This window comes from Aeribacillus composti (assembly GCF_031760945.1).
Lineage (GTDB): Bacteria > Bacillota > Bacilli > Bacillales > Aeribacillaceae > Aeribacillus > Aeribacillus composti.
In genome coordinates, this window is the sequence record NZ_CP134501.1 from 3348710 (window position 1) to 3369238 (window position 20529).

A 20529-nucleotide genomic window follows, 5' to 3' on the forward strand; every position below is an offset into this window, starting at 1 on the left:
CTGCTTCAATAATATGTTCTGCATCAGAAGTTGACATCCGATACAGTTACCCCATTTTTCTTTTGAAATCGCCTTGCCGCATGGAAACAAATAAGGCTTGATCCGACAATATATTTAACCCGTTATTTTCTCGTGTAGCCGAAGCATTCAATTTTTTCTGCGGATTTACAGCGCTTCCCAAACAGCGGCGATTCCTTGTCCTCCGCCAATACATGCAGATACAGCGCCATATTTTTTGTTTCGCCTTTTTAATTCATAAATAAGAGTTGTCGTGATTCTTGTTCCGCTTGCAGCAAGAGGATGTCCTAGCGCAACGGCTCCCCCATTTACATTACCTATTTCAAGATCAAAGCCTAATTCTTTTTGGCATGCTAAATATTGAGCAGAGAAAGCTTCATTGATTTCAATTAAGTCCAAATCAGAAATCGTTAAATTTGCTTTCTTTAATGCATTTTGAATAGCAGGAACCGGACCGATCCCCATATACTTCGGTTCTACTCCTACAACATCCCAGGAAACAAGGCGGGCAATCGGTTTTAACCCCTTTTCTTCTGCATAATCACTTGATGCAATGACAACAGCTGCTGCTCCATCAACCATACCGCTTGCATTTCCCGGCGTGACAACACCATTTTCAATAAATCTAGGCTTTAATTTACTAAGCTGCTCCATGCTCGTATGGCGGATATGTTCATCTTGATCAATAATGATGTCTCCTTTTTTCCCTTTCACAGTAACCGGTACAATTTCTTCTTTAAAATACCCTTTTTCTCTCGCTGCAATCGCACGCTCATGGCTAGATAAAGCATGACGGTCAATTTCTTCCCTCGTTAAATTATATTTGACAGCTAAATTTTCAGCTGTTTCAGCCATTGTGCAGCCGCCATACGTATCATATAGTCCATCCCATAACCAGTCTTCTACAACAGGCGAACCTAGAGGACTTCCCCATCTCATACCGCGAATGACATGCGGTACTTGACTCATATTTTCCGTGCCGCCAGCCAGCACAACATTTGCTTCTCCCGTTAAAATGTAGCGGGCGCCTGTTAGGATTGCTTCAATCCCCGTCCCGCATAAACGATTAATCGTTACGGCAGGAACTTCAATCGGGGTGCCGGCTTTTAATCCAACATGTCTTGCTAAAATGTGTGCATCTCTGCTTGATTGCTGAACGTTTCCAAACACAACATGATCAATTTCATCAGGCGAAATATTAGATTTTCGAATAGCTTCTTTAGCCGCAAATGCACCTAAATCAGTCGCAGTAGTGTTTCGAAATGATCCAGATATTTCAGCAAATGCCGTTCTTGCTCCTTCCAGCAAAACGATATCTTTCATTTTATTCACTCCTCTAAACATTTCGGTATTCCAACAGTTCCTTTGCATGTATCAAATATTTCTGATGCGTTAGTGCACAAAAACGTTTTCATTTATCAGAATAATGAAAATTATTTACACGCTCATTATAAAATTACGAAAATTAAATAACAATGTTAAAAATACTTAAAAATCAAAGGAGAATTCAGCAAATTTGCGTATAGATGAACTAAACGTCAGGTAAAAACGGTTTTTCAAAAACAACCGCTGGATTGTTAATAAGGTAAAAAATGGAATGATGTCAAAATAAGTTGGGGTGAATATTTTCGATCATTTGATGAAAGTATGATGGTTTAGTATTGGATCTTGAAGAATTAGAGATACATTATATTCTAGAAAAAAAGAATTAATTATTAAACCACTCTGGAATGTACAATTTAAAAATGGTAGAAACCCGGAAAAGAAGATGGCAGCTTATCTTATGGTACTAATCCGGACGTGTTGTTTTTAAAAACCAATCATCGAATATTACATTTCTCGCTTTAGGAAAAGGACAGGTCATTTTTATTTTCTGGTTGTTTGATTATTTTTATGGCGCTTTCTTTATATCTCTTTTCCAGCTTGGTTCTTTCGTTTTGAGAAATAGCGAACTTTTCATGAGTTAACCTCTTTTGTTTCTACTAGAGTTCTATATAGAGGCAGCGAATGCATTCTTAAATGGTTCTGTAAAATATAAATAAATGAAAAATTTTACTTGGTGTGACAAAAAAAGGGAGGTAAAATGAATATTAAGTAATTGCAATATATTGTATAGGTTTAATAAAGAATTGGTGATTAAAATATTTAACCATACCTGAAAAAGCAGTTTTCGTACTTCTAAAGAAGGCGAAATATTAAAGAAAATAATACGTGATGAAGCCTTTTTTAGTTGGCTTAGAAGTAAAGACGAGTTTTATCTAACGCTGCTAAAGAGTTACTTTTGATCTTAAAACTCAGCTTACTTCTCTTCCCAGCTAGACTACTAGATACTTCATATTTCTGATGATGATTTAACAGCTTTTAATCGAAAAAAAGGATCATTATTTTTGAAAGAAGGTGCGAAAATGATTAAGGAGCTTCATCGTTCTTTAATGGAAAATTTCGAACAATTGGTTTCGTGGAGAAGATATTTGCATCGTCATCCTGAGCTTTCTTTTCAAGAGGAAAATACACCGAAATTTATTGCAGAGAAGCTTTCCTCCTTTGGGATTGAGGTAAAGACCGGAATCGGTGGAAATGGAGTTGTCGGAATGATCAAGGGCGGAAAAGAAGGAAGAACCATTGCCTTCCGCGCTGATTTTGATGCGCTTCCGATCCATGAAGAGAACGACTCTCCTTACAGATCGTCCGTAAAAGGAGTTATGCATGCATGCGGCCACGACGGGCATACAGCAGCTCTCCTCGGGGTTGCAAAAGTATTAAGTGAAATCGACCGCAGCCGTTTAAAAGGCAACATCGTATTCATCTTTCAGCACGCGGAGGAAAAACCGCCCGGCGGCGCCAAGTTTATGATTGAAGATGGATGCCTGGACGATGTTGACCTTGTATTTGGCGCACATGTTTCCACTGATATTCCGTACGGCAAAATAGGCTTACGAGAAGGACCCGTTATGGCTGCTGTCGATGCATTTACGATTCAAATAAAAGGAAAAGGAGGCCATGGGGCCCGTCCGCATGAAACAGTAGATGCTCTTGTCATCGGCAGCCAAATTGTGAACTACTTGCAGCAAATTGTCAGCAGACGCGTGAATCCGATAGATTCAGCTGTTGTGACAGTTGGTGTGTTTCAAGCTGGAACAGCTTTCAATGTCATTGCAGAAAACGCTAGAATAGAAGGGACAGTAAGAACATTTAATCCAAACGTTAGGAAGCAAATTGAGGAGGAAATCAGAGCGATTGTTCAAGGACTATGCCAAGCTTCGCACGCAAGCTACGAAATTGATTATTTAAACGGCTATCCTCCAGTTATCAATCCTAGAAATGAAACCGAACAATTGCGAGCCATTATTAGCGAGACGTATGCATCTGACTGTTTTTATAATTATCAGCCGTCAATGGGAGCAGAAGATTTTGCATACTATTTAAAGCATAAACCAGGTGTTTATTTTCATGTCGGTGCAAGAGGAGACGATCCAAAAACTCATTATCCTCATCACCATCCCCGCTTTGACTTTGACGAGCGTGCGCTTCTCGTCTCAGGGAAAATATTTTTAAGTATTGTCAATCATTATCTTTTACAATAAAAAAATGATGTCAATTAAAAGTGGTGCAACAAATTCGAAATGTACATTGAAACAACAATAATGATGATTTTATGTAGCGAAACTGTCAACAAGCAAATGCACATTCTGTTCAGCCGCTTCGATCCATACGTTAAAGAAACGCAAACAAAAAATGCGAAATTTTGTACGCAAAATAATAGTTTACAAGGAAATGCAGGTTTTCTGTTATAAGGAGAAAACCTGCATTTTCAATAAATTTTTGAAAACAGCTTACGTACATTTTTCGCGTTTTATTTCTATATTTCTTGAGAGATGTTTTTGGTGTATAATAATGTTCATTGAGCTTAAAATTTCCCATTGGCGAGCTACTCGCCTGGGACTTTTATTTTTTTCTTTTCCGGTGTGTTACTCCATTTGAAAATCTTATTTAAAAACTTGTAAATATTTTTGCTTTCTTTCGCAAGTAGCGGTCCTACGATCGCTAAAATAAGAACATAAAGGGCAGTAAAAGGAGTTAAAATGGGATTTAATCCTGCTGTAATCCCTAAATTTGCAACAATGATCGAAAATTCTCCACGAGCCATAATGGTTAAACCAATATTGGTAGAAGCTTTATGGGATAGCCCCGCTTTCCTCCCCGAAATCATACCAGCTACAAAGTTCCCAGCAATTGTGAGTGCGGCAGCGCCTAAAGCTAACCAGATCGCACCAGCTAATGTTGATGGATCAATACTCAATCCAAAGCTGAAAAAGAAGATTGCGCCAAAGAAATCTCTAAACGGAACTACCATATGTTCAATGCGGTCTCGATAGTCAGTTTCTGAAAAAACTAGACCTAACAGCAATGCGCCAATCGCTTCTGCAACATGAAGGGTTTCTGAAAACCCAGCAACAAAAAACAATGTAGCAAATATAACAATAATGAAAATTTCGTCAGATTTAATATTCAACCATTTATTTAATAAAGGCGAACCTTTTCGTGCAATGAAAAAAAACAGCAGCATATAGCCAACCGAAATAAGAACAGAGGTAATGATACCGAGGACAGAAGTAGAGCCGGCAAGCAAGACACCTGACATTGTGGTTAAAAATAAAGCAAGGAAAATGTCGTCAAATAAGATGATCCCAAGGATTAACTCTGTTTCTGGATTTGCTGTTCTTTTTAAATCAACAAGGACTTTGGCGACGATTGCACTGGAAGACACGCTGACAAGCCCAGCAATAATAAGAGTCTCCATCCATGGCATCCCGACGATAAATCCATATAAAAGGCCTAAAACAAAATTGATTGCTACATAAAGACTCCCGCCTACCACAATATTTCGGCCTGATTTCATCAATTTTCCAACAGAAAATTCCAAACCTAAATAAAAAAGCAAAAACAGAACACCAATGCGTCCTAAAAATTGGATAATTTCTTTACTTTCAACAAAGGTTAAGTCGATAATCCCAATCGTTGGGGCATGCGGGCCAACAAGCATACCTAGGACAATCAGGAAAGGGATAATGGAAAATTTAAGCTTATTTGCGATAATAGCTGCAATTGCAACAAGGACAAGTGCTGTACCAACTTCAAAGACTAAATGATCCATCTATAAACCTCACTCCTTTCCTTTGTTCGATAATAAGTTGTTAACTAGTTGTTTTAGTTGGTTTCGTTCTCCTGAAATTACTAATGTATCGCCTGCCTCAATCACCGTATCCGGACCTGGGTTGTGTGTCTTCTTTGTCTTTTTTTTCTTAATAGCAATGACCGTAACTCCATAATTGTTTCTTATATCAATCTCACCGATCGTTTTATTCACAACTGGTGCACCAGGTTCTACTTGATACCATTCAATAATTAAATCATCAAACGCAAAGTCAACGGTTTCTAATGCTTTAGGTTTATATGCCATTCCGCCTAAAATTCCAGCAATTTGTCTTGCTTCTGAGTCATCAAATGTGGCAGTACTTAAAACCTCATCATGATCATCTGAATCAAAATGATAAATTTCTCTCCGTCCATCATCATGGATGACAATAACAAGCTTATCTTGGTTCTTTGTAATAATTTCAAACTTATATCCAATTCCCGGAAGTTCACTTTCTCTAATATTCATGCAAAAATTCCTCCTTATAAATGTTTTAAATGAATGGATTAAGGTTGTTGAATATTAAAGGTTTACATCAATTTCCGTTCTAATTTTTTCATCTTTCGAAATTCCTAGATATTTGAGTGTTTCAGAAGGAGACGAATGGTGAAAATATTTCTGAAGCAAAGAAATGGCGACTCCTCGTTTATAGGCATGAAATCCAAAGGTTTTACGCATAGAGTTCGTTCCAATTTTCCCTTGTATGCCGACCGCTTCTGCGGCACGATGGATAATGCGGTAAGCCTGTTGACGCGTGATGGGCTTTTTCGTTTTCGCGGACTGGAATAAATAATCTTCGCGGTTCAATTGTCTCGATTGGATATAATGGAGAATCGCCCTTTTTACTTTTTGGTTGAGATACACTTCCTTAGTCGTTTTAGATTCTTTATGTGGAAGCAGATAAAAATCCTTTATGTAGCCGTCATCCCCCAAAACATCTCCTACTTTTATTTCCAATATTTCTGTGATCTTTAAACCGGTATTGATGCCAAACACAAAGAGTACATAATCTCGCTCTGAATGCTTCTTTAAATATCTTTTCATGGCATTGATTTGTTTTATATCTCTTAGAGCTTCAACATATTCCATATAGTTATTCCCCTTAATCCACGTTACTTAATGCTATTATATACTATTATTATGTAACACGCAAACAAAGCTTTGTATTTTAAGACGAAAATAAGGGATAAGGTAAACAAACTGTTGTTTTTATGTTTAGCGGTCCTGTTATTCCTAATAAAGAGGAATTTTAATATGTAATCCTGCCCGTTTCAAGCCTTCTTTAAACAATTTTGCATACGGTTTTTTCTTCATTCCATTTCATAGGAAACAATTTAGGTACCTGCTTTTTATCTTGCATTTTTATGAATTTCGCTTGAACCTCATCGCTTCCCAAATTTCGAGTTGCACCTTTGTCCTTTTGCGGCATGCCCTAAGCCCATATTGTGCGCCATTAAAATAATCGTTTTTGCTCAATATCACAAAATCATCAAGAAAAGACTGATCTATTTTTAGAAAATCGGCTTATTGACGCCCCCATTAATGTTTTAGAAGCGTTGATATATCGGTGTTTATGATTTTTTGTTTTCAATGGCGATTTGACTTTCTAAGACAGCCCCCAAAGTCATCACAACCAAGCACAATTGAAAGAAACAGTTATGCTATACTTTTATATAAAAAAATGACTATTTTTCGTTCTGTTTGTGGCACATGATAAAGACGTTTTGAACTGGGGTGAAAAGCCAATGCACATAAATGGAATAGAAGTGAAAGGTAAAGTTGTCGACAGACAATCTCGTTGCAAGCATTACCATAAAGATGTGGATATTATTGCAATCAAATTTTATTGCTGCCAGACTTATTATCCATGTCATAAATGCCATGAGGAAGAGGGATGCGGAAATCCACAAGTTTGGCCCAAAGCCTTGTTTGATGAGAAAGCGATTTTATGCGGCCATTGCGGGAAAGAATTGACTATTAATGAGTATTTGCACAGTGCATATCAATGCCCGAACTGCAATGCGCAGTTTAATCCAGGCTGTGGACTTCACCGTCATTATTATTTTGAATCTTAAAAAATTCATTTCAAAACACATTACAAAAAGCCATTTCAAACTTACATTTATCAAAGTTTGAAATGGCCCTCATTTTTTAAAATAGACGTGTGTTACATACAATCTCAAAAACTAACTAAATTTTAAACTGCTGTATTAATCGATCAAAATCCATTGCTTCTTTATCCAAATGTTTTGCTGAATTTGCTACTTCCTTCATAGAAGAATTAGACTGTTCAGCAGTAGCTGTCACCTCTTCTATTCCAGCTGCAGATTCTTCTGATACAGATGCAATACTTTCAATGGATTCTCCCATTTTTTTCGTATTGTCAAGAACACTGTTAATCGATTCTGACATACCGCGAATTTTATGCGAGACTTTTTTAATGGTCTCTTTTAGTTCATTAAAGATATCACCTGTTTTAGAAATAGTTTCCGTACCTTCTGCTACGTTTCTATAGCCATCCTCCAATGAAATAACAACATTTTTAGATTCAGTTTGAATGCCTTGAATGATAGAAGTAATTTCCGAAACAGAGGAAGCTACCTGTTCTGCAAGCTTGCGCACTTCATCAGCGACAACTGCAAAACCTTTTCCATGTTCTCCTGCTCTCGCAGCCTCAATCGCAGCATTCAACGCTAAAAGGTTGGTTTGATCGGCAATTTCTTGGATGACGTTAATTAAATTGGCAATATCGTTTGTTTTCGTATCTAACCCTTTTACCATTGCGAGTGAACCTTGAATTTTCGCATCAATTGATTCCATTTTTTCGATTGATTTTATCATTGCCTGACTGCCATCCTCCGTCAGCGTAAGCATGGAGTCTGAAAATGTCTGCACTTCTTGTTGATTTTTTAATACATTTGTTACGATCGATTCAAATTCATTCATCTGTTCTAATAGCTCTGATGCAGAGTTCGCTTGTTCTTCAGCACCGCTTGATAATTCCTGCATGGTAGAAGCAATCTGTTGGCTGCCTTGCTGAACCTCTTCGGAATATTGTGACAGCGTTCTGCTTTGTTTGCTTAAATTGCCTGAAACATTTGTCATATGTCCAATAATCTGATGCAAGTTTCCTTTCATTTTATTCATAGCATTGACTAATTGGCCGATTTCGTCTTTACCTTCATAAATGACTGCATGACCTTGCAGGTTCCCGTCTGCGATTTGATTCGCCATTTTTACTGCTACAAGTAAATTTTTCCTTATCGTCCGCGTAATAAGGAAAACAACTGTTACCCCAAGAACGATTGATAAAAGGACAGATAAAACCAATATGAGTAGGCTGTGCTGCATAACATTTAATGTTTGATTGACAGCTACAATGCGTTCTTCATCTACGGCCTTTGTCAATTGATCAAGCTGAGCAACTGTTTCTTTACGCAATTCAGCGATTTGTTCTCTTAACTTGCCGATTTCTTCCTTGTTTCCACCCTTCAAAGCCGGAACTAGCTGGTTTAAAAACAGATCATTAATCATTTCCTTGTTTGTTTCAATCTTTGCTAATAAATCCCGTTGATTTTTAGTCTCCAGTTGAGACTCTATTCCCTTCTTTTTGTCTTCATACTCCTGCATACGATCATTGAACTCTTGCAAGTTTTTTTCATCCATTGTATTTATATAATCGGCCACTCGAATGTCAGCAGCTCTGAAAAGCGAAGCCATTTCTGTTATATGTACAGCCTTTTCTCCTCTACGGTCAATTTGTTCAATGTTGTTTTTTATTTGAAAAAATTGGTTTCCTATAATAATAGACGCTATAATAAATAATCCCACTGTTACGATCAAACCAATTGAATATTTCCAGCCAATATTTAAATTTTTATACATACGTATCATAATAATCCCCCTCGTACCTTCTTATGTAACTTTTTTTCTTTTTCTAGTTGGAAGTTACACATCGGCAAAGAACGTATGAAATCACTAAAATGAAAGCGGCAAAGCAGGAAGCTATTTGAATATAGCCGTTGCAAAAGAGCCGGAAAATACTAAAAAGAAAACAGGTAAACCAGAAAGCACTTAAGCTGCCGCATAACCAAAAATCTTTCTATTTTGAGCACCGACTGAAATATAACAAACAACCATTTCAGGAAAAATGCAATATAAAATCTTTCCGAATGGCATCACGAATAAGAAGCAAGCCGAATGCTAACCAAATAGATAAAATATTTTTCCTTTAGAAGCTTATATTCATTATCGTCTCACCGCTTTTTCAAGCCATTGGAAACTCCCCCTAAACCAGCCTCTGATTCATGCAATGCTAATTTCTCTTGCATTATGACAAAAGCACTAGTATATGTTTCATTTTAAACCTTTACAAAAATATTTTCATTAAAAAGAATCACACATTTGTACAAATGATTTATGAGAAAGAGTAAGCACTGACCCGTCCTTTGAAGATGGAAACCATCATTGAGACAAGCTAGTATAAAACAAAAATTAAGAAAGCAGGCACTGTTCTTCTCCAGCTTTTCCGTTATATTCGTGTTGCCTGCTTATGAAATGATTAACGCTTAAATTAGCCTTAGCGGTTTGATATCCCACTTAGTTTTGATACAACCATTTCCAGCCTGTCCGAATACGTTCAAGTTCCCCTTATTTATATCCAACTTAGTGATAAAACAAATCTACTTTTTATTTCGGTTCTAACGGAAAAAACTTTATATCCCACTTAGTTTAGATAAAATCCTTCCGGGAACGGTCAGAATATTCCTTGTCAGTGAATTTATATCCCACTTAGTTCAGATAAAACTCACACTGATCAGACATTTCTTTTCTTAGAAGATTAATCTTTATATCCCACTTAGTTCAGATAAAACTAAATCCCCAATCATACAATTTCCTTTATATTCGTATTCCTTTATATCCCACTTAGTTCAGATAAAACGCAGATATTGCAACGACCTATCCTAATCCGGAAGTCTTTATATCCCACTTAGTTCAGATAAAACCGAAGCTGAAAAGCAAGCCGAACGATTGCAAGCTTCTTTATATCCCACTTAGTTCAGATAAAACATTTTTGGTCAATTGTGATGTTAGACTAAAAAGTAGACACAGATTATTATAGTAATAATAGACTGAAAAATGAGGTGTCTACATGACAAAAAAACAAAGGCGGTACGAGGAAGACTTTAAGCGTCAAACTGTTCGTTATATTTTGGAGGAAGCGAAATCCGTTGCACAAGTGGCTCGTGAGCTCAAAATTAACGAAAATACTCTTCACGGCTGGATGAAAAAATATAAGCAAGAACCTGAAATAACAGAAACCCAAACGTTTCGATCCGAAGACCACGAAGTTCGTGAACTAAAGAAACGTATTCGGGATCTGGAGGAGGAAAACTCCATCTTAAAAAAGGCGATGCACTTCTTCGCGAAAGACCATCGGTAAAATATTCATTTATCCATGAGCATCGCTTCGATTACCGATTGGAGAAGATGTGCGAAGTATTGAAAGTTTCTCGAAGCGGTTATTATAAATGGCGTGATCGTCCCAAAAGTGCTAGACAAGAGCGTCGAGAAGAATGGACGCAGGAAGTGCGTCGTGTGTATATCGAATCTCGCCAACTGTATGGGAGTCCAAAGGTTGCCAAAAAGCTTAATCATGAAGGCATGAAGGTTTCACAGAAGACGGTTTCCCGCATAATGAACAAAGAGGGAATGAAGTCTCGTACCGTGAAAAAGCATAAGGCTACCACTAACTCAAAACATAACCATCCGGTCCACGAAAATGTCTTAAACCAACATGTTACTGTTACGAAACCAAATGAAGTATGGGTAGCTGATATCACATACATTCCAACGGATGAAGGTTGGCTTTATCTAGCTAGTATGATGGATTTGTATTCAAGGAAAATAGTCGGCTGGCATATAGACTGTTCCATGAAAAAGGAGCTAGTGTTAAGTGCTTTAAAGCAAGCCTATCAGCGTCAACAACCACAGGGTTCTATCCTCCATCATTCTGATCGAGGGAGTCAATATGCTTCAAATGACTATCAAGCTAAGCTAATGGAATACGGAATGAAATGTAGCATGAGCCGCAAAGGAAATTGTTATGACAACGCTTGTATTGAATCATTTCATGGGGTTATAAAAAAAGAACTAATCTATCAGACTCGTTATAAAACAAGGGAGGAAGCAAAAAAGAGCATATTTGAGTATATAGAAATATTTTACAATAATAAACGTATTCACTCCGCAACAGAGTATTTTTCGCCATCTGAATACGAACGTATGTACTATAAAAAGGGAGCTTAATGAACATATTAATAGAATAGTTAGACACGAAAATTTACCTTTTAAAAATAATTAGGACAACGTCGTAATTATTTTTAAAAGGCCACCAAGCGATAGCGCGGTAGCTGCGAAAAAAAATCTATAAATTTTTGTGTCTACTTTATTGACCTAATATCATTGCTTTCCCCTCAATTTCAATACTTTATATCCCACTTAGTTCAGATAAAACTTGTTCTCCCGCCGTTTTTCTTGTTTGGAGTAGTCTTTATATCCCACTTAGTTCAGATAAAACTGATGAAGATGAAAAAGAAATTCGCAACTTTTTTCATCTTTATATCCCACTTAGTTCAGATAAAACAAAATGCGGAAAAATTGGCTGCAGAGCTCAAGAAAAACTTTATATCCCACTTAGTTCAGATAAAACGACAAATCACTTGCTGCTCTTCCTTCCATATTACACTTTATATCCCACTTAGTTCAGATAAAACAGGTTAGTTCCGGAGTTAGTTCCGCACCTAGTTCCGCTTTATATCCCACTTAGTTCAGATAAAACTGGTCTAGTAGCTGCCACTGTCGCTAGAGTTGTCGACTTTATATCCCACTTAGTTCAGATAAAACATTAATTCTTGTATATTTATTTTCTCTAATTATGTACTTTATATCCCACTTAGTTCAGATAAAACGCACTTTATCCGCAGGCACCCAACGAACACAATCGACCTTTATATCCCACTTAGTTCAGATAAAACGCTTGTAAAATTGGCTGATAAAGATTACTTGATATCCACTTTATATCCCACTTAGTTCAGATAAAACCAGTCAGGGTAAGATACCGAGAACGTTTCTTATAGCTTTATATCCCACTTAGTTCAGATAAAACCGTCCAAGCACGATGAATCATCATCATAGTATTTTTCTTTATATCCCACTTAGTTCAGATAAAACTTGTTCTCCCGCCGTTTTTCTTGTTTGGAGTAGTCTTTATATCCCACTTAGTTCAGATAAAACTGATGAAGATGAAAAAGAAATTCGCAACTTTTTTCATCTTTATATCCCACTTAGTTCAGATAAAACGTCATCAAGTTGTTTACTTCTGTGCTAAAAGGCGATCTTTATATCCCACTTAGTTCAGATAAAACCCGCGAACCGCCATATATTTACGTAACTGACGTTTCACTTTATATCCCACTTAGTTCAGATAAAACGGAAATACATCTGTTTTCCTATCCACTCGAGTGAGCTTTATATCCCACTTAGTTCAGATAAAACGCGGTTGATGTTGTCACTTGCGCTCCAACAGCTTTCTTTATATCCCACTTAGTTCAGATAAAACGAGAAGAAACATGCTTCTCCCTTAGATCCAAAACTGACTTTATATCCCACTTAGTTCAGATAAAACGCAATTGATGCAGCGATTGAAGCGGCAAAAGAGATCTTTATATCCCACTTAGTTCAGATAAAACCTCTCACACGTCCGTCTTCACAAACTGCTTTTTGCACTTTATATCCCACTTAGTTCAGATAAAACGACGAATCGATGAATGTAATAGGAAAAATGAATATTCTTTATATCCCACTTAGTTCAGATAAAACGTAACAACCGACAAAATCGCCGCAAAAGCGATTACTGCTTTATATCCCACTTAGTTCAGATAAAACAATACCGGAATAAATAGCTTTTGTTATATCGTTTTTCTTTATATCCCACTTAGTTCAGATAAAACGAACGTACTGCGTTAAAAACATTCATAAATGTTGCACTTTATATCCCACTTAGTTCAGATAAAACGAACGACAGATGATTGCATTGGGGGAACGCATTACACTTTATATCCCACTTAGTTCAGATAAAACCGTTTGCAGCGATTCTTTTCGCTTCTTTCCATGCTCTTTATATCCCACTTAGTTCAGATAAAACCGATTCTTCCCACACATGGATGTCTTGTTTGTACTCTTTATATCCCACTTAGTTCAGATAAAACGACACCCCCATATTTAAGCGTATGCAGCGTATAACTTTATATCCCACTTAGTTTCAGATAAAACTGGATTTGAATTTGTGCTAATTGCCCAGTATATTCTTTATATCCCACTTAGTTCAGATAAAACCAAGTTCGCTCATTTCCGCTTTCTTACGTTCTTCTTCTTTATATCCCACTTAGTTCAGATAAAACTTAATCCGCTAGTAAGCGTCAAATCTTGCACACCTTCTTGGTGTGCTAATTTCATGAGATAATCTCCTCAAGATGAAATTGAAGGAGGTTTTTTTATGCCTAAGAATCCTGAATTACGAAAGGTTTGGGAACAACGAATCGCTGACTATCGTAAAAGCGGTCAAACTCAAGTAAACTGGTGCAAGGAAAATCAATGGAATATTCACCAGTTTAAATACTGGTTAAGAAAAATTGAAAATCCAATAAAAAATCAAGGAAAGTCTACAAAATGGGCATCCGTTACCCTAGAAGATCATTCACAAACAGTTGAAAATTCATTACGGATTGAAATTAGTGGGATTTCAATTGAAGTAAAACCTGGTTTCGATCCGGCCTTTCTTTCAGAAGTGGTTAGGACGTTGAAATCAACATGTTAGTTGGTACAAGAGCTGAACGAGTTTACTTGGCAAAAGGAAGTACTGATTTGAGAAAATCCATTGATGGATTAGCTGCTTTGGTGAAAGAGGGATTTGATTTAGATCCCTTTTCATCAAGCTATTTTGTGTTCTGTAATCGAAAGCGAGATAAATTAAAAATTCTTCACTGGGACTATAATGGTTTTTGGCTTTATTATCGTCGATTGGAAAAAGGAAAATTTCAATGGCCAAATGAAAATGACACTGGAACGATACAAATTAGTTATCGGCAATTACGCTGGTTATTGGATGGTCTTGCAATGGAGCAAAAGAAAGCACACCCAGAAGTAAAGGCTAGAACAGTTATATGAATTTTTTACTTTTAACAAAAACCTTGGAGGAAAATAGCTAAAACCGTCGAATTATTACTACATGATGAAAAATTTAAAGAATCCTAACCAAAACCCATTTGAATTAATTGAAAAACTTCAACAGCAAATCGTTGAATTGACGGCGAAATTACAATGGTATGAAGAACAGTATCGTCTTAGTCAAAAACGAAAATTTGGCTCTTCAAGCGAAAAAACAAATCCTAATCAATTAGAACTACCTTTATTCAATGAAGCAGAGGTAGAGTCTAATGTAAAAGCCGAAGAGCCAACTGTTGAAACAATTACATATCGTCGTAAAAAGAAACGTGGTCAACGTCAAGCTACGTTTGAAAACCTGCCTATGGAAACGATTGAATATCGTTTACCCGAAGAAGAGCAGGTCTGTTCGTGTTGCGGTGAAAAAACACACGAAATGAGCACAGAAGTACGACAAGAATTAGTGATTATTCCGGCTCAAGTCAAAGTTTTAAAACACGTTCGATATGTCTATGGATGCCGTCATTGTGAGCGTAATGAAATAGAGACACCAATCGTTACAGCACCTGCCCCAAAATCTGTGTATCCAAAAAGTTTAGCTTCACCGTCAAGCATGGCATATATTATGAATCAAAAATATGTAGAGGGGCTACCTCTATATCGCCAAGAACAACAGTTCAAACGATTAGGTGTGATCTTATCCAGGCAAACCATGGCCAATTGGATGCTTTATGGTGCCGAAAAATGGCTTGCGCCAATTTATCAACGAATGAAAGAGCATCTCCTCTCTAAAGACATTCTACATGCGGATGAAACAACTGTTCAGGTTTTACATGAACCTGGAAGGTCAAGCACATCGAAATCTTACATGTGGCTTTATCGGACTGGAAGAGAGGATCCACCACTTGTCCTTTATGACTATCAGGAAACTAGAGCAGGAGAACATGCCAAAGAATTCCTAAAAGGGTTTAAAGGATACCTGCATGTCGATGGATATGCAGGATACCATAAGGTATCCGGCGTAACATTAGTTGGATGTTGGGCTCATGCCCGCAGAAAGTTCGATGAGGCTTTAAACGTACTTCCTGAATCCAAACGTCATTCAGCAGTCACAGCTCGGGAAGGACTCAATTTCTGTAATCAGCTATTTGCCATCGAGCGTGATTTGAAAGAATGTACACCAGAAGAACGATATAAAAAACGACTTAAACACAGCCAACCATTGTTGGAGGCTTTTTCAGCATGGCTAAAAACAGAGAAAAGCAATGTTTTACCAAAGAGTCTATTAGGTCAAGCCATTACATACTGCCTCAACCAATGGGAAAAACTCGTGGCATTTTTAGAGGATGGACGTTTAGAAATCGATAATAATCGAAGTGAACGATCCATTAAACCATTTGTGATCGGAAGGAAGAACTGGATTTTTAGCAATACTCCGAAAGGAGCTAAGGCCAGCTCAATCATTTACAGTATTGTGGAGACAGCAAAAGAGAATAAATTAAATCCATTTTATTATCTTCGCTACTTATTTGAAAGGCTTCCCAATATGGATATAAGCAATATGGATGAGCTTGATCAACTACTTCCTTGGTCCAAAACAATTCCTTTGAATTGTCGGGTTTTTAATAACTTATCACAATAATAGTATTTAATCCCTATCATTAAAAGGTGGGGATTATTTTACGCTTACATCCGCTAAGCCACATTGCGAACGCTTGAATGTACTTTATATCCCACTTAGTTCAGATAAAACTCGAAGTGAAATTCGATACGAAAAAGATTTCTGCGCTTTATATCCCACTTAGTTCAGATAAAACGGATATGCCGGAACTACTGCGGCTGCAATCGTTGACTTTATATCCCACTTAGTTCAGATAAAACAGAAATAATCTACGCCGTTTGAGAAGATTCGTTTATTCTTTATATCCCACTTAGTTCAGATAAAACCGAATTGAAAACGTTGCATAATACGTCCTCCTTTCGCTTTATATCCCACTTAGTTCAGATAAAACACAATACGCTCGAACGATACGGCGTTGAATACTCGCCCTTTATATCCCACTTAGTTCAGATAAAACGTAATCTACCCTCTTTTCAACTGCCACATATGGCTCTTTATATCCCACTTAGTTCAGATAAAACTCTATGACCCGTGGAATCCTAATCATACTAGTAACACTTTATATCCCACTTAGTTCAGATAAAACGGGGAAGTGAAACGACAAAAGCGCTACAAAAAGCGTTCTTTATATCCCACTTAGTTCAGATAAAACTCCTTCATTGCTCGAAGTTGAAAAAAACAATCAACTTTATATCCCACTTAGTTCAGATAAAACGGTAACGGGCGGCGGTGGCGTTGGTTTTGGTTGCTTTATTTATATCCCACTTAGTTCAGATAAAACCAAGTTTAGCAAGCAATTCACGCAATTCTTTTTTCAATTTATATCCCACTTAGTTCAGATAAAACCCTGCGATCTCTGATAAACTGCGGAGCATTTGACGCATTTATATCCCACTTAGTTCAGATAAAACGATGATGTTCGTTATGCGCTTAATGTATCGCTTGACCATTTATATCCCACTTAGTTCAGATAAAACCAAATTGGCGAGCAAGTGCCTTGTGATTCAATATTAATTTATATCCCACTTAGTTCAGATAAAACATCAAGTGGCGAAACGATTTCGGGACAAGGAAACGAATTTATATCCCACTTAGTTCAGATAAAACGTCCGAAATTTCACTGGCTTGTCGAAAGAGCTTACCATTTATATCCCACTTAGTTCAGATAAAACCCTGCAACTTTTTGTTGTACTCGTCTTTTAAACTTATTTATATCCCACTTAGTTCAGATAAAACTGTAATGGCGAGGGTGAAGATATAGTCCGAACCGGATTTATATCCCACTTAGTTCAGATAAAACAGAATCTAACAGCAGCGGCGAAAGCTGAAATTCAAAATTTATATCCCACTTAGTTCAGATAAAACAACGATCAAGGCGAGTGCTGACTTAGCGAAAGAGAAATTTATATCCCACTTAGTTCAGATAAAACCTCCACTCGTATGAGCGGAGAGGATGGGTAGTAACTAATTTATATCCCACTTAGTTCAGATAAAACTATTAATGCAGTTGTTACAGCTGCAAATAGGATGTCGCATTTATATCCCACTTAGTTCAGATAAAACCGACGACTCCGTTTCCGCAACTGACCGCACCGACAATATTTATATCCCACTTAGTTCAGATAAAACAAGGCGCATTTGATGAAAGTTTGAAAAACAGAAATGATTTATATCCCACTTAGTTCAGATAAAACAATTATGTGGGGGATGTTTGATACAATCGTTTCTGATTTATATCCCACTTAGTTCAGATAAAACGAAAAACGCTCGAATCGCCCGCAGTCGCGTATTAAATTTATATCCCACTTAGTTCAGATAAAACCGATTGGCACGTCAAGAAACGCACAAATACGGTCAAATTTATATCCCACTTAGTTCAGATAAAACCACTTCCGTAGGCTGCGGCGCATTCAAATACTCGTTATTTATATCCCACTTAGTTCAGATAAAACAAAGGAGGAAATGACAATAATGAAAATCGAAGACAAATTTATATCCCACTTAGTTCAGATAAAACTCGTAAACAATTTTCGCCCAAACGGTTCCGGCGATTTTAATTTATATCCCACTTAGTTCAGATAAAACCTCGATGATTTGTACATTTTCCTCGATAGAAAAAAAATTTATATCCCACTTAGTTCAGATAAAACCCACCAAACAAAAATGCCAAAATAACGATAGTATCAAGCTTTTTTATAAACTTGCGAGATCAAGTATTTGTGCAGTTTGCAGTAAAGGTTAAATCGTGTTTTGGGATCTATGAAAAAAAGCTTTGAAACCTAGAATTCATCGAAGGTTTCATCACTTTTTTCATATAATAGGTTTGCTGCAAATATTGATTTTTGCCTTCAACATTGAGATAATGTTGATACTTGTTGACAAAAACAACATTCCTTAGGCTAAGAATATTTGTCTATCCTTGCTACTCTTCCAATCTTGATCCATATCCCTACGAAAACAAGTCTCATTTAAGTCTTTTTCATTAAAATTACAAATACATACTAGCCGTCAGCAGCCCATTTCATGCATCATCATGAATTGAGTTCATTAAAATAATGAATGTATACTAACCTTCCCAAAAAAAGATTGGAAACACTAGTACCCTATGTCAATCAATACAATCTATTATAACAACATTATTCTCGTAATCACTATCACATATTACTGAATTTTTTAAAAAATCGGCACAATCAATTATACTGCTTTTTTCATTAAAGGAATAAAGTCTCAAAACTTTTTTCCTGCCCATACACTTTCTTTTTTATGTTCCGCGGGTTTTTCACTTCATAAACATAAATCGAATCTTCGTTTTTGTTAATAATCGCCTCAAGCTCTGACATGCATTTGGCAAGGCTGCTTAAAGTGATTTCCCCTTCGAATACAGAATTTTGCGTCCAATAAAGATACTCTTTTAATTTTTTTCGAACTTTATTTACTCTTTTCTCTCCAACATCGTACGTTATTATGACAAACACACTTACCACCACGCTTTCAAAGGCTTGTATTTTTCGTCACCGATTACATGCTTGATCAGCTTATAGCATTCCAATCGGATTAAATATCGATACGTTACTTGACGCTTCAACTTTCGATGTTTTATAGAAGTTTGCATTTTCTTTTCCAAACTTTCAATAAACCGTTTGCGCCCTTCTTCATTTAATAAACAGAAGCCATGTTCATATGAAAATTGCTTTGGTGTAATTCGACGGTTATTAATTAGCGAAAAAATTAGCGGTTCTACGATAAGGGGTTTAAAAATTTCTGCAATGTCCAAGCTTAAAGAAAATCGTTTAACTGAAGGTTCATGCAAATAGCTAATCGTAGGGTTTAACTGTGTTTTATATATTTCCGTCAACACTGTCGTATACATTAAACTATTCCCAAAAGAAAGTAAGGCATTTATCGGACTGGTTGGCGGACGCTTCTCTCTTTTTTCCATAGAGAACTCAGGACGTAAAAATTGTGAAAATGATTGATAATAACAATTTCGAATTCGGCCTTCAATTCCCATTATTTCTTGAACACTATTGGCATTTTCCAATTTTTTTCGTTCTTCAGTTATCATGCGAATTGTATCTGTCGTCTTTTCTTTATGAGATTTTAAATTCCGCAATATATGAAATGACGCACTCTCTATAAAAGAACGGGCAATCTCCAGTCTTTTTTCTTCTTTCAAATAATGTTCAGCCTGTTTAACTAGTACGAAACCGGAAACCTTTTTTTCTCTTGGAACATATGAACCAGCATAAAAACCATAATAATTGTATATATGAAGATTAATATCATATTGATTCAATAAGTTTAAAAAGCTGCTATTAAATTGTGTTTCTCCGAATAAGTGAAGATTTTCTACTTTATCAACAGGAAGGGATTTTTTCTTTCCTTCACCATCGATAAAATAAATAGTATTATCCTGTCGTTTTAATTGTCCATTTGAAAACACATAAAAATCTTGCAACTCACTCACTCCTCTTGAGCAAAACAAAAAGAATAGTAAGCACATGATGAACAGTATGGAAGTCTCTTTACTTTCGGGGCTGTCGGCTGATATTGAATAGCATTGATCGCTTTTATTAATTTTTCTATTTCCACCTCATTCTCTGATGTTAATTCAATTTCTTCCGTTCGTTTTTCCTTTGGGTAATGAAGCTTCCCTTTTTTTTCAATGCCCATCTGCTTTAAATAATATAAGTAATACAAAAGTTGCATCCGATCAGCTTTTTCCATTTTGCTAGACATTTTGACTTCCCTGACATAATCATCATCTACTAAATCAAGTTTTATGACATCATCTACCATTTTCTCTTTCATTTGTACTCTTTTATAGGAATGCTCATGAAGCAATTGACCGATGGCGACTTTTTCATGCTCACTCTCAAGTTGTATACCTTTTGAAAACAACCACAGCTTCCTTTTACAAACAAAATAATAGTGTACTTTTATCCCTTGAATATCTAGCCGCACAAAT

14 protein-coding genes and 3 CRISPR repeat arrays are annotated in these 20529 nt (G+C 36.6%); of the genes, 6 read left to right on the forward strand and 8 right to left on the reverse strand.

What is annotated here, in order from left to right; genetic code table 11:
* Positions 1 to 165 precede the first annotated feature (165 nt).
* Positions 166 to 1341 (reverse strand): acetyl-CoA C-acetyltransferase, encoded by a 1176-nt coding sequence (locus RI196_RS16320; RefSeq protein ID WP_063386832.1) that lies wholly within the window; start codon positions 1339 to 1341, stop codon positions 166 to 168.
* Positions 1342 to 2423: 1082 nt separating this feature from the next.
* Here RI196_RS16320 and RI196_RS16325 point away from each other — a divergent pair.
* Positions 2424 to 3602: a M20 metallopeptidase family protein gene (locus RI196_RS16325; protein ID WP_311066543.1), complete on the forward strand. Its 1179-nt coding sequence runs from the start codon at positions 2424 to 2426 to the stop codon at positions 3600 to 3602.
* A 344-nt stretch (positions 3603 to 3946) separates the two neighbouring features.
* On the opposite strand, the gene RI196_RS16330 is transcribed toward RI196_RS16325, so the two are convergent.
* The 3 genes from RI196_RS16330 to RI196_RS16340 are packed head-to-tail and all read right to left on the reverse strand — an operon-like array spanning position 3947 to position 6304.
* Positions 3947 to 5173 (reverse strand): cation:proton antiporter, encoded by a 1227-nt coding sequence (locus RI196_RS16330; protein ID WP_311066544.1) that lies wholly within the window; start codon positions 5171 to 5173, stop codon positions 3947 to 3949.
* 9 nt (positions 5174 to 5182) lie between these two features.
* Positions 5183 to 5683, reverse strand: coding sequence for a cation:proton antiporter regulatory subunit (locus RI196_RS16335; RefSeq protein ID WP_066250077.1), 501 nt, complete (start codon positions 5681 to 5683; stop codon positions 5183 to 5185).
* 54 nt (positions 5684 to 5737) lie between these two features.
* Positions 5738 to 6304, reverse strand: a complete 567-nt coding sequence (locus tag RI196_RS16340; RefSeq protein ID WP_130157422.1) for a tyrosine-type recombinase/integrase — start codon at positions 6302 to 6304, stop codon at positions 5738 to 5740.
* 656 nt (positions 6305 to 6960) lie between these two features.
* On the opposite strand from RI196_RS16340, the gene RI196_RS16345 reads away from it, so the two are divergent.
* Positions 6961 to 7290 carry a CHY zinc finger protein gene (locus RI196_RS16345; protein ID WP_311066546.1) on the forward strand — a complete coding sequence of 110 codons (330 nt, stop codon included), beginning with the start codon at positions 6961 to 6963 and terminating at the stop codon, positions 7288 to 7290.
* Positions 7291 to 7405: 115 nt separating this feature from the next.
* On the opposite strand, the gene RI196_RS16350 is transcribed toward RI196_RS16345, so the two are convergent.
* Complete coding sequence (locus tag RI196_RS16350; protein WP_311066547.1) at positions 7406 to 9109, reverse strand: methyl-accepting chemotaxis protein; 1704 nt, start codon at positions 9107 to 9109, stop codon at positions 7406 to 7408.
* Between the two features lie 819 nt (positions 9110 to 9928).
* Positions 9929 to 10285: direct repeats of the CRISPR family, unit length 29 nt; unit sequence CTTTATATCCCACTTAGTTCAGATAAAAC.
* Positions 10286 to 10367: 82 nt separating this feature from the next.
* Here RI196_RS16350 and RI196_RS16355 point away from each other — a divergent pair.
* The 4 genes from RI196_RS16355 (at position 10368) to tnpC (ending at position 16082) form a co-directional block, all read left to right on the forward strand.
* Positions 10368 to 11524, forward strand: a protein-coding gene (locus tag RI196_RS16355; RefSeq protein WP_375338766.1) for an IS3 family transposase whose coding sequence is annotated in 2 segments (ribosomal slippage) — positions 10368 to 10629 and positions 10629 to 11524 — 1158 coding nt in all. Because the reading frame shifts where the segments join, the coding sequence is not laid out codon by codon here.
* Between the two features lie 179 nt (positions 11525 to 11703).
* A CRISPR array of direct repeats spans positions 11704 to 13486; the repeat unit is 29 nt; unit sequence CTTTATATCCCACTTAGTTCAGATAAAAC.
* A 286-nt stretch (positions 13487 to 13772) separates the two neighbouring features.
* Complete coding sequence (gene tnpA / locus RI196_RS16360; protein WP_311066156.1) at positions 13773 to 14093, forward strand: IS66 family insertion sequence element accessory protein TnpA; 321 nt, start codon at positions 13773 to 13775, stop codon at positions 14091 to 14093.
* Positions 14087 to 14443, forward strand: coding sequence for an IS66 family insertion sequence element accessory protein TnpB (tnpB, locus tag RI196_RS16365; RefSeq protein WP_003352857.1), 357 nt, complete (start codon positions 14087 to 14089; stop codon positions 14441 to 14443). Before tnpA ends, tnpB begins: the two co-directional genes overlap by 7 nt.
* Positions 14444 to 14504: 61 nt before the next feature.
* Positions 14505 to 16082: an IS66 family transposase gene (tnpC, locus tag RI196_RS16370; protein ID WP_094245431.1), complete on the forward strand. Its 1578-nt coding sequence runs from the start codon at positions 14505 to 14507 to the stop codon at positions 16080 to 16082.
* Positions 16083 to 16164: 82 nt separating this feature from the next.
* Positions 16165 to 18211: direct repeats of the CRISPR family, unit length 29 nt; unit sequence CTTTATATCCCACTTAGTTCAGATAAAAC.
* Between the two features lie 561 nt (positions 18212 to 18772).
* On the opposite strand, the gene cas2 is transcribed toward tnpC, so the two are convergent.
* The 3 genes from cas2 to cas4 are packed head-to-tail and all read right to left on the reverse strand — an operon-like array spanning position 18773 to position 20525.
* A complete protein-coding gene (gene cas2, locus RI196_RS16375; RefSeq protein ID WP_063387729.1) occupies positions 18773 to 19036 on the reverse strand; it encodes a CRISPR-associated endonuclease Cas2 in 264 nt (87 codons plus the stop codon).
* Between the two features lie 2 nt (positions 19037 to 19038).
* The gene (gene cas1b, locus RI196_RS16380) at positions 19039 to 20019 is read right to left on the reverse strand and encodes a type I-B CRISPR-associated endonuclease Cas1b (RefSeq protein ID WP_311066549.1); all 981 of its coding nucleotides are present in this window, start codon (positions 20017 to 20019) and stop codon (positions 19039 to 19041) included.
* A gap of 5 nt (positions 20020 to 20024) precedes the next feature.
* Entirely contained in the window at positions 20025 to 20525 is a 501-nt protein-coding gene (cas4, locus tag RI196_RS16385) for a CRISPR-associated protein Cas4 (protein ID WP_235600436.1), read from the reverse strand.
* Positions 20526 to 20529 lie beyond the last annotated feature (4 nt).

Coding starts and splice junctions, on each gene's coding strand:
- RI196_RS16320 (WP_063386832.1), bottom strand. CDS start 1,341: ATGAAAGATATCGTTTTGCTGGAAGGAGCAAGAACGGCATTTGCTGAA.
- RI196_RS16325 (WP_311066543.1), top strand. CDS start 2,424: ATGATTAAGGAGCTTCATCGTTCTTTAATGGAAAATTTCGAACAATTG.
- RI196_RS16330 (WP_311066544.1), bottom strand. CDS start 5,173: ATGGATCATTTAGTCTTTGAAGTTGGTACAGCACTTGTCCTTGTTGCA.
- RI196_RS16335 (WP_066250077.1), bottom strand. CDS start 5,683: ATGAATATTAGAGAAAGTGAACTTCCGGGAATTGGATATAAGTTTGAA.
- RI196_RS16340 (WP_130157422.1), bottom strand. CDS start 6,304: ATGGAATATGTTGAAGCTCTAAGAGATATAAAACAAATCAATGCCATG.
- RI196_RS16345 (WP_311066546.1), top strand. CDS start 6,961: ATGCACATAAATGGAATAGAAGTGAAAGGTAAAGTTGTCGACAGACAA.
- RI196_RS16350 (WP_311066547.1), bottom strand. CDS start 9,109: ATGATACGTATGTATAAAAATTTAAATATTGGCTGGAAATATTCAATT.
- tnpA (WP_311066156.1), top strand. CDS start 13,773: ATGCCTAAGAATCCTGAATTACGAAAGGTTTGGGAACAACGAATCGCT.
- tnpB (WP_003352857.1), top strand. CDS start 14,087: ATGTTAGTTGGTACAAGAGCTGAACGAGTTTACTTGGCAAAAGGAAGT.
- tnpC (WP_094245431.1), top strand. CDS start 14,505: ATGATGAAAAATTTAAAGAATCCTAACCAAAACCCATTTGAATTAATT.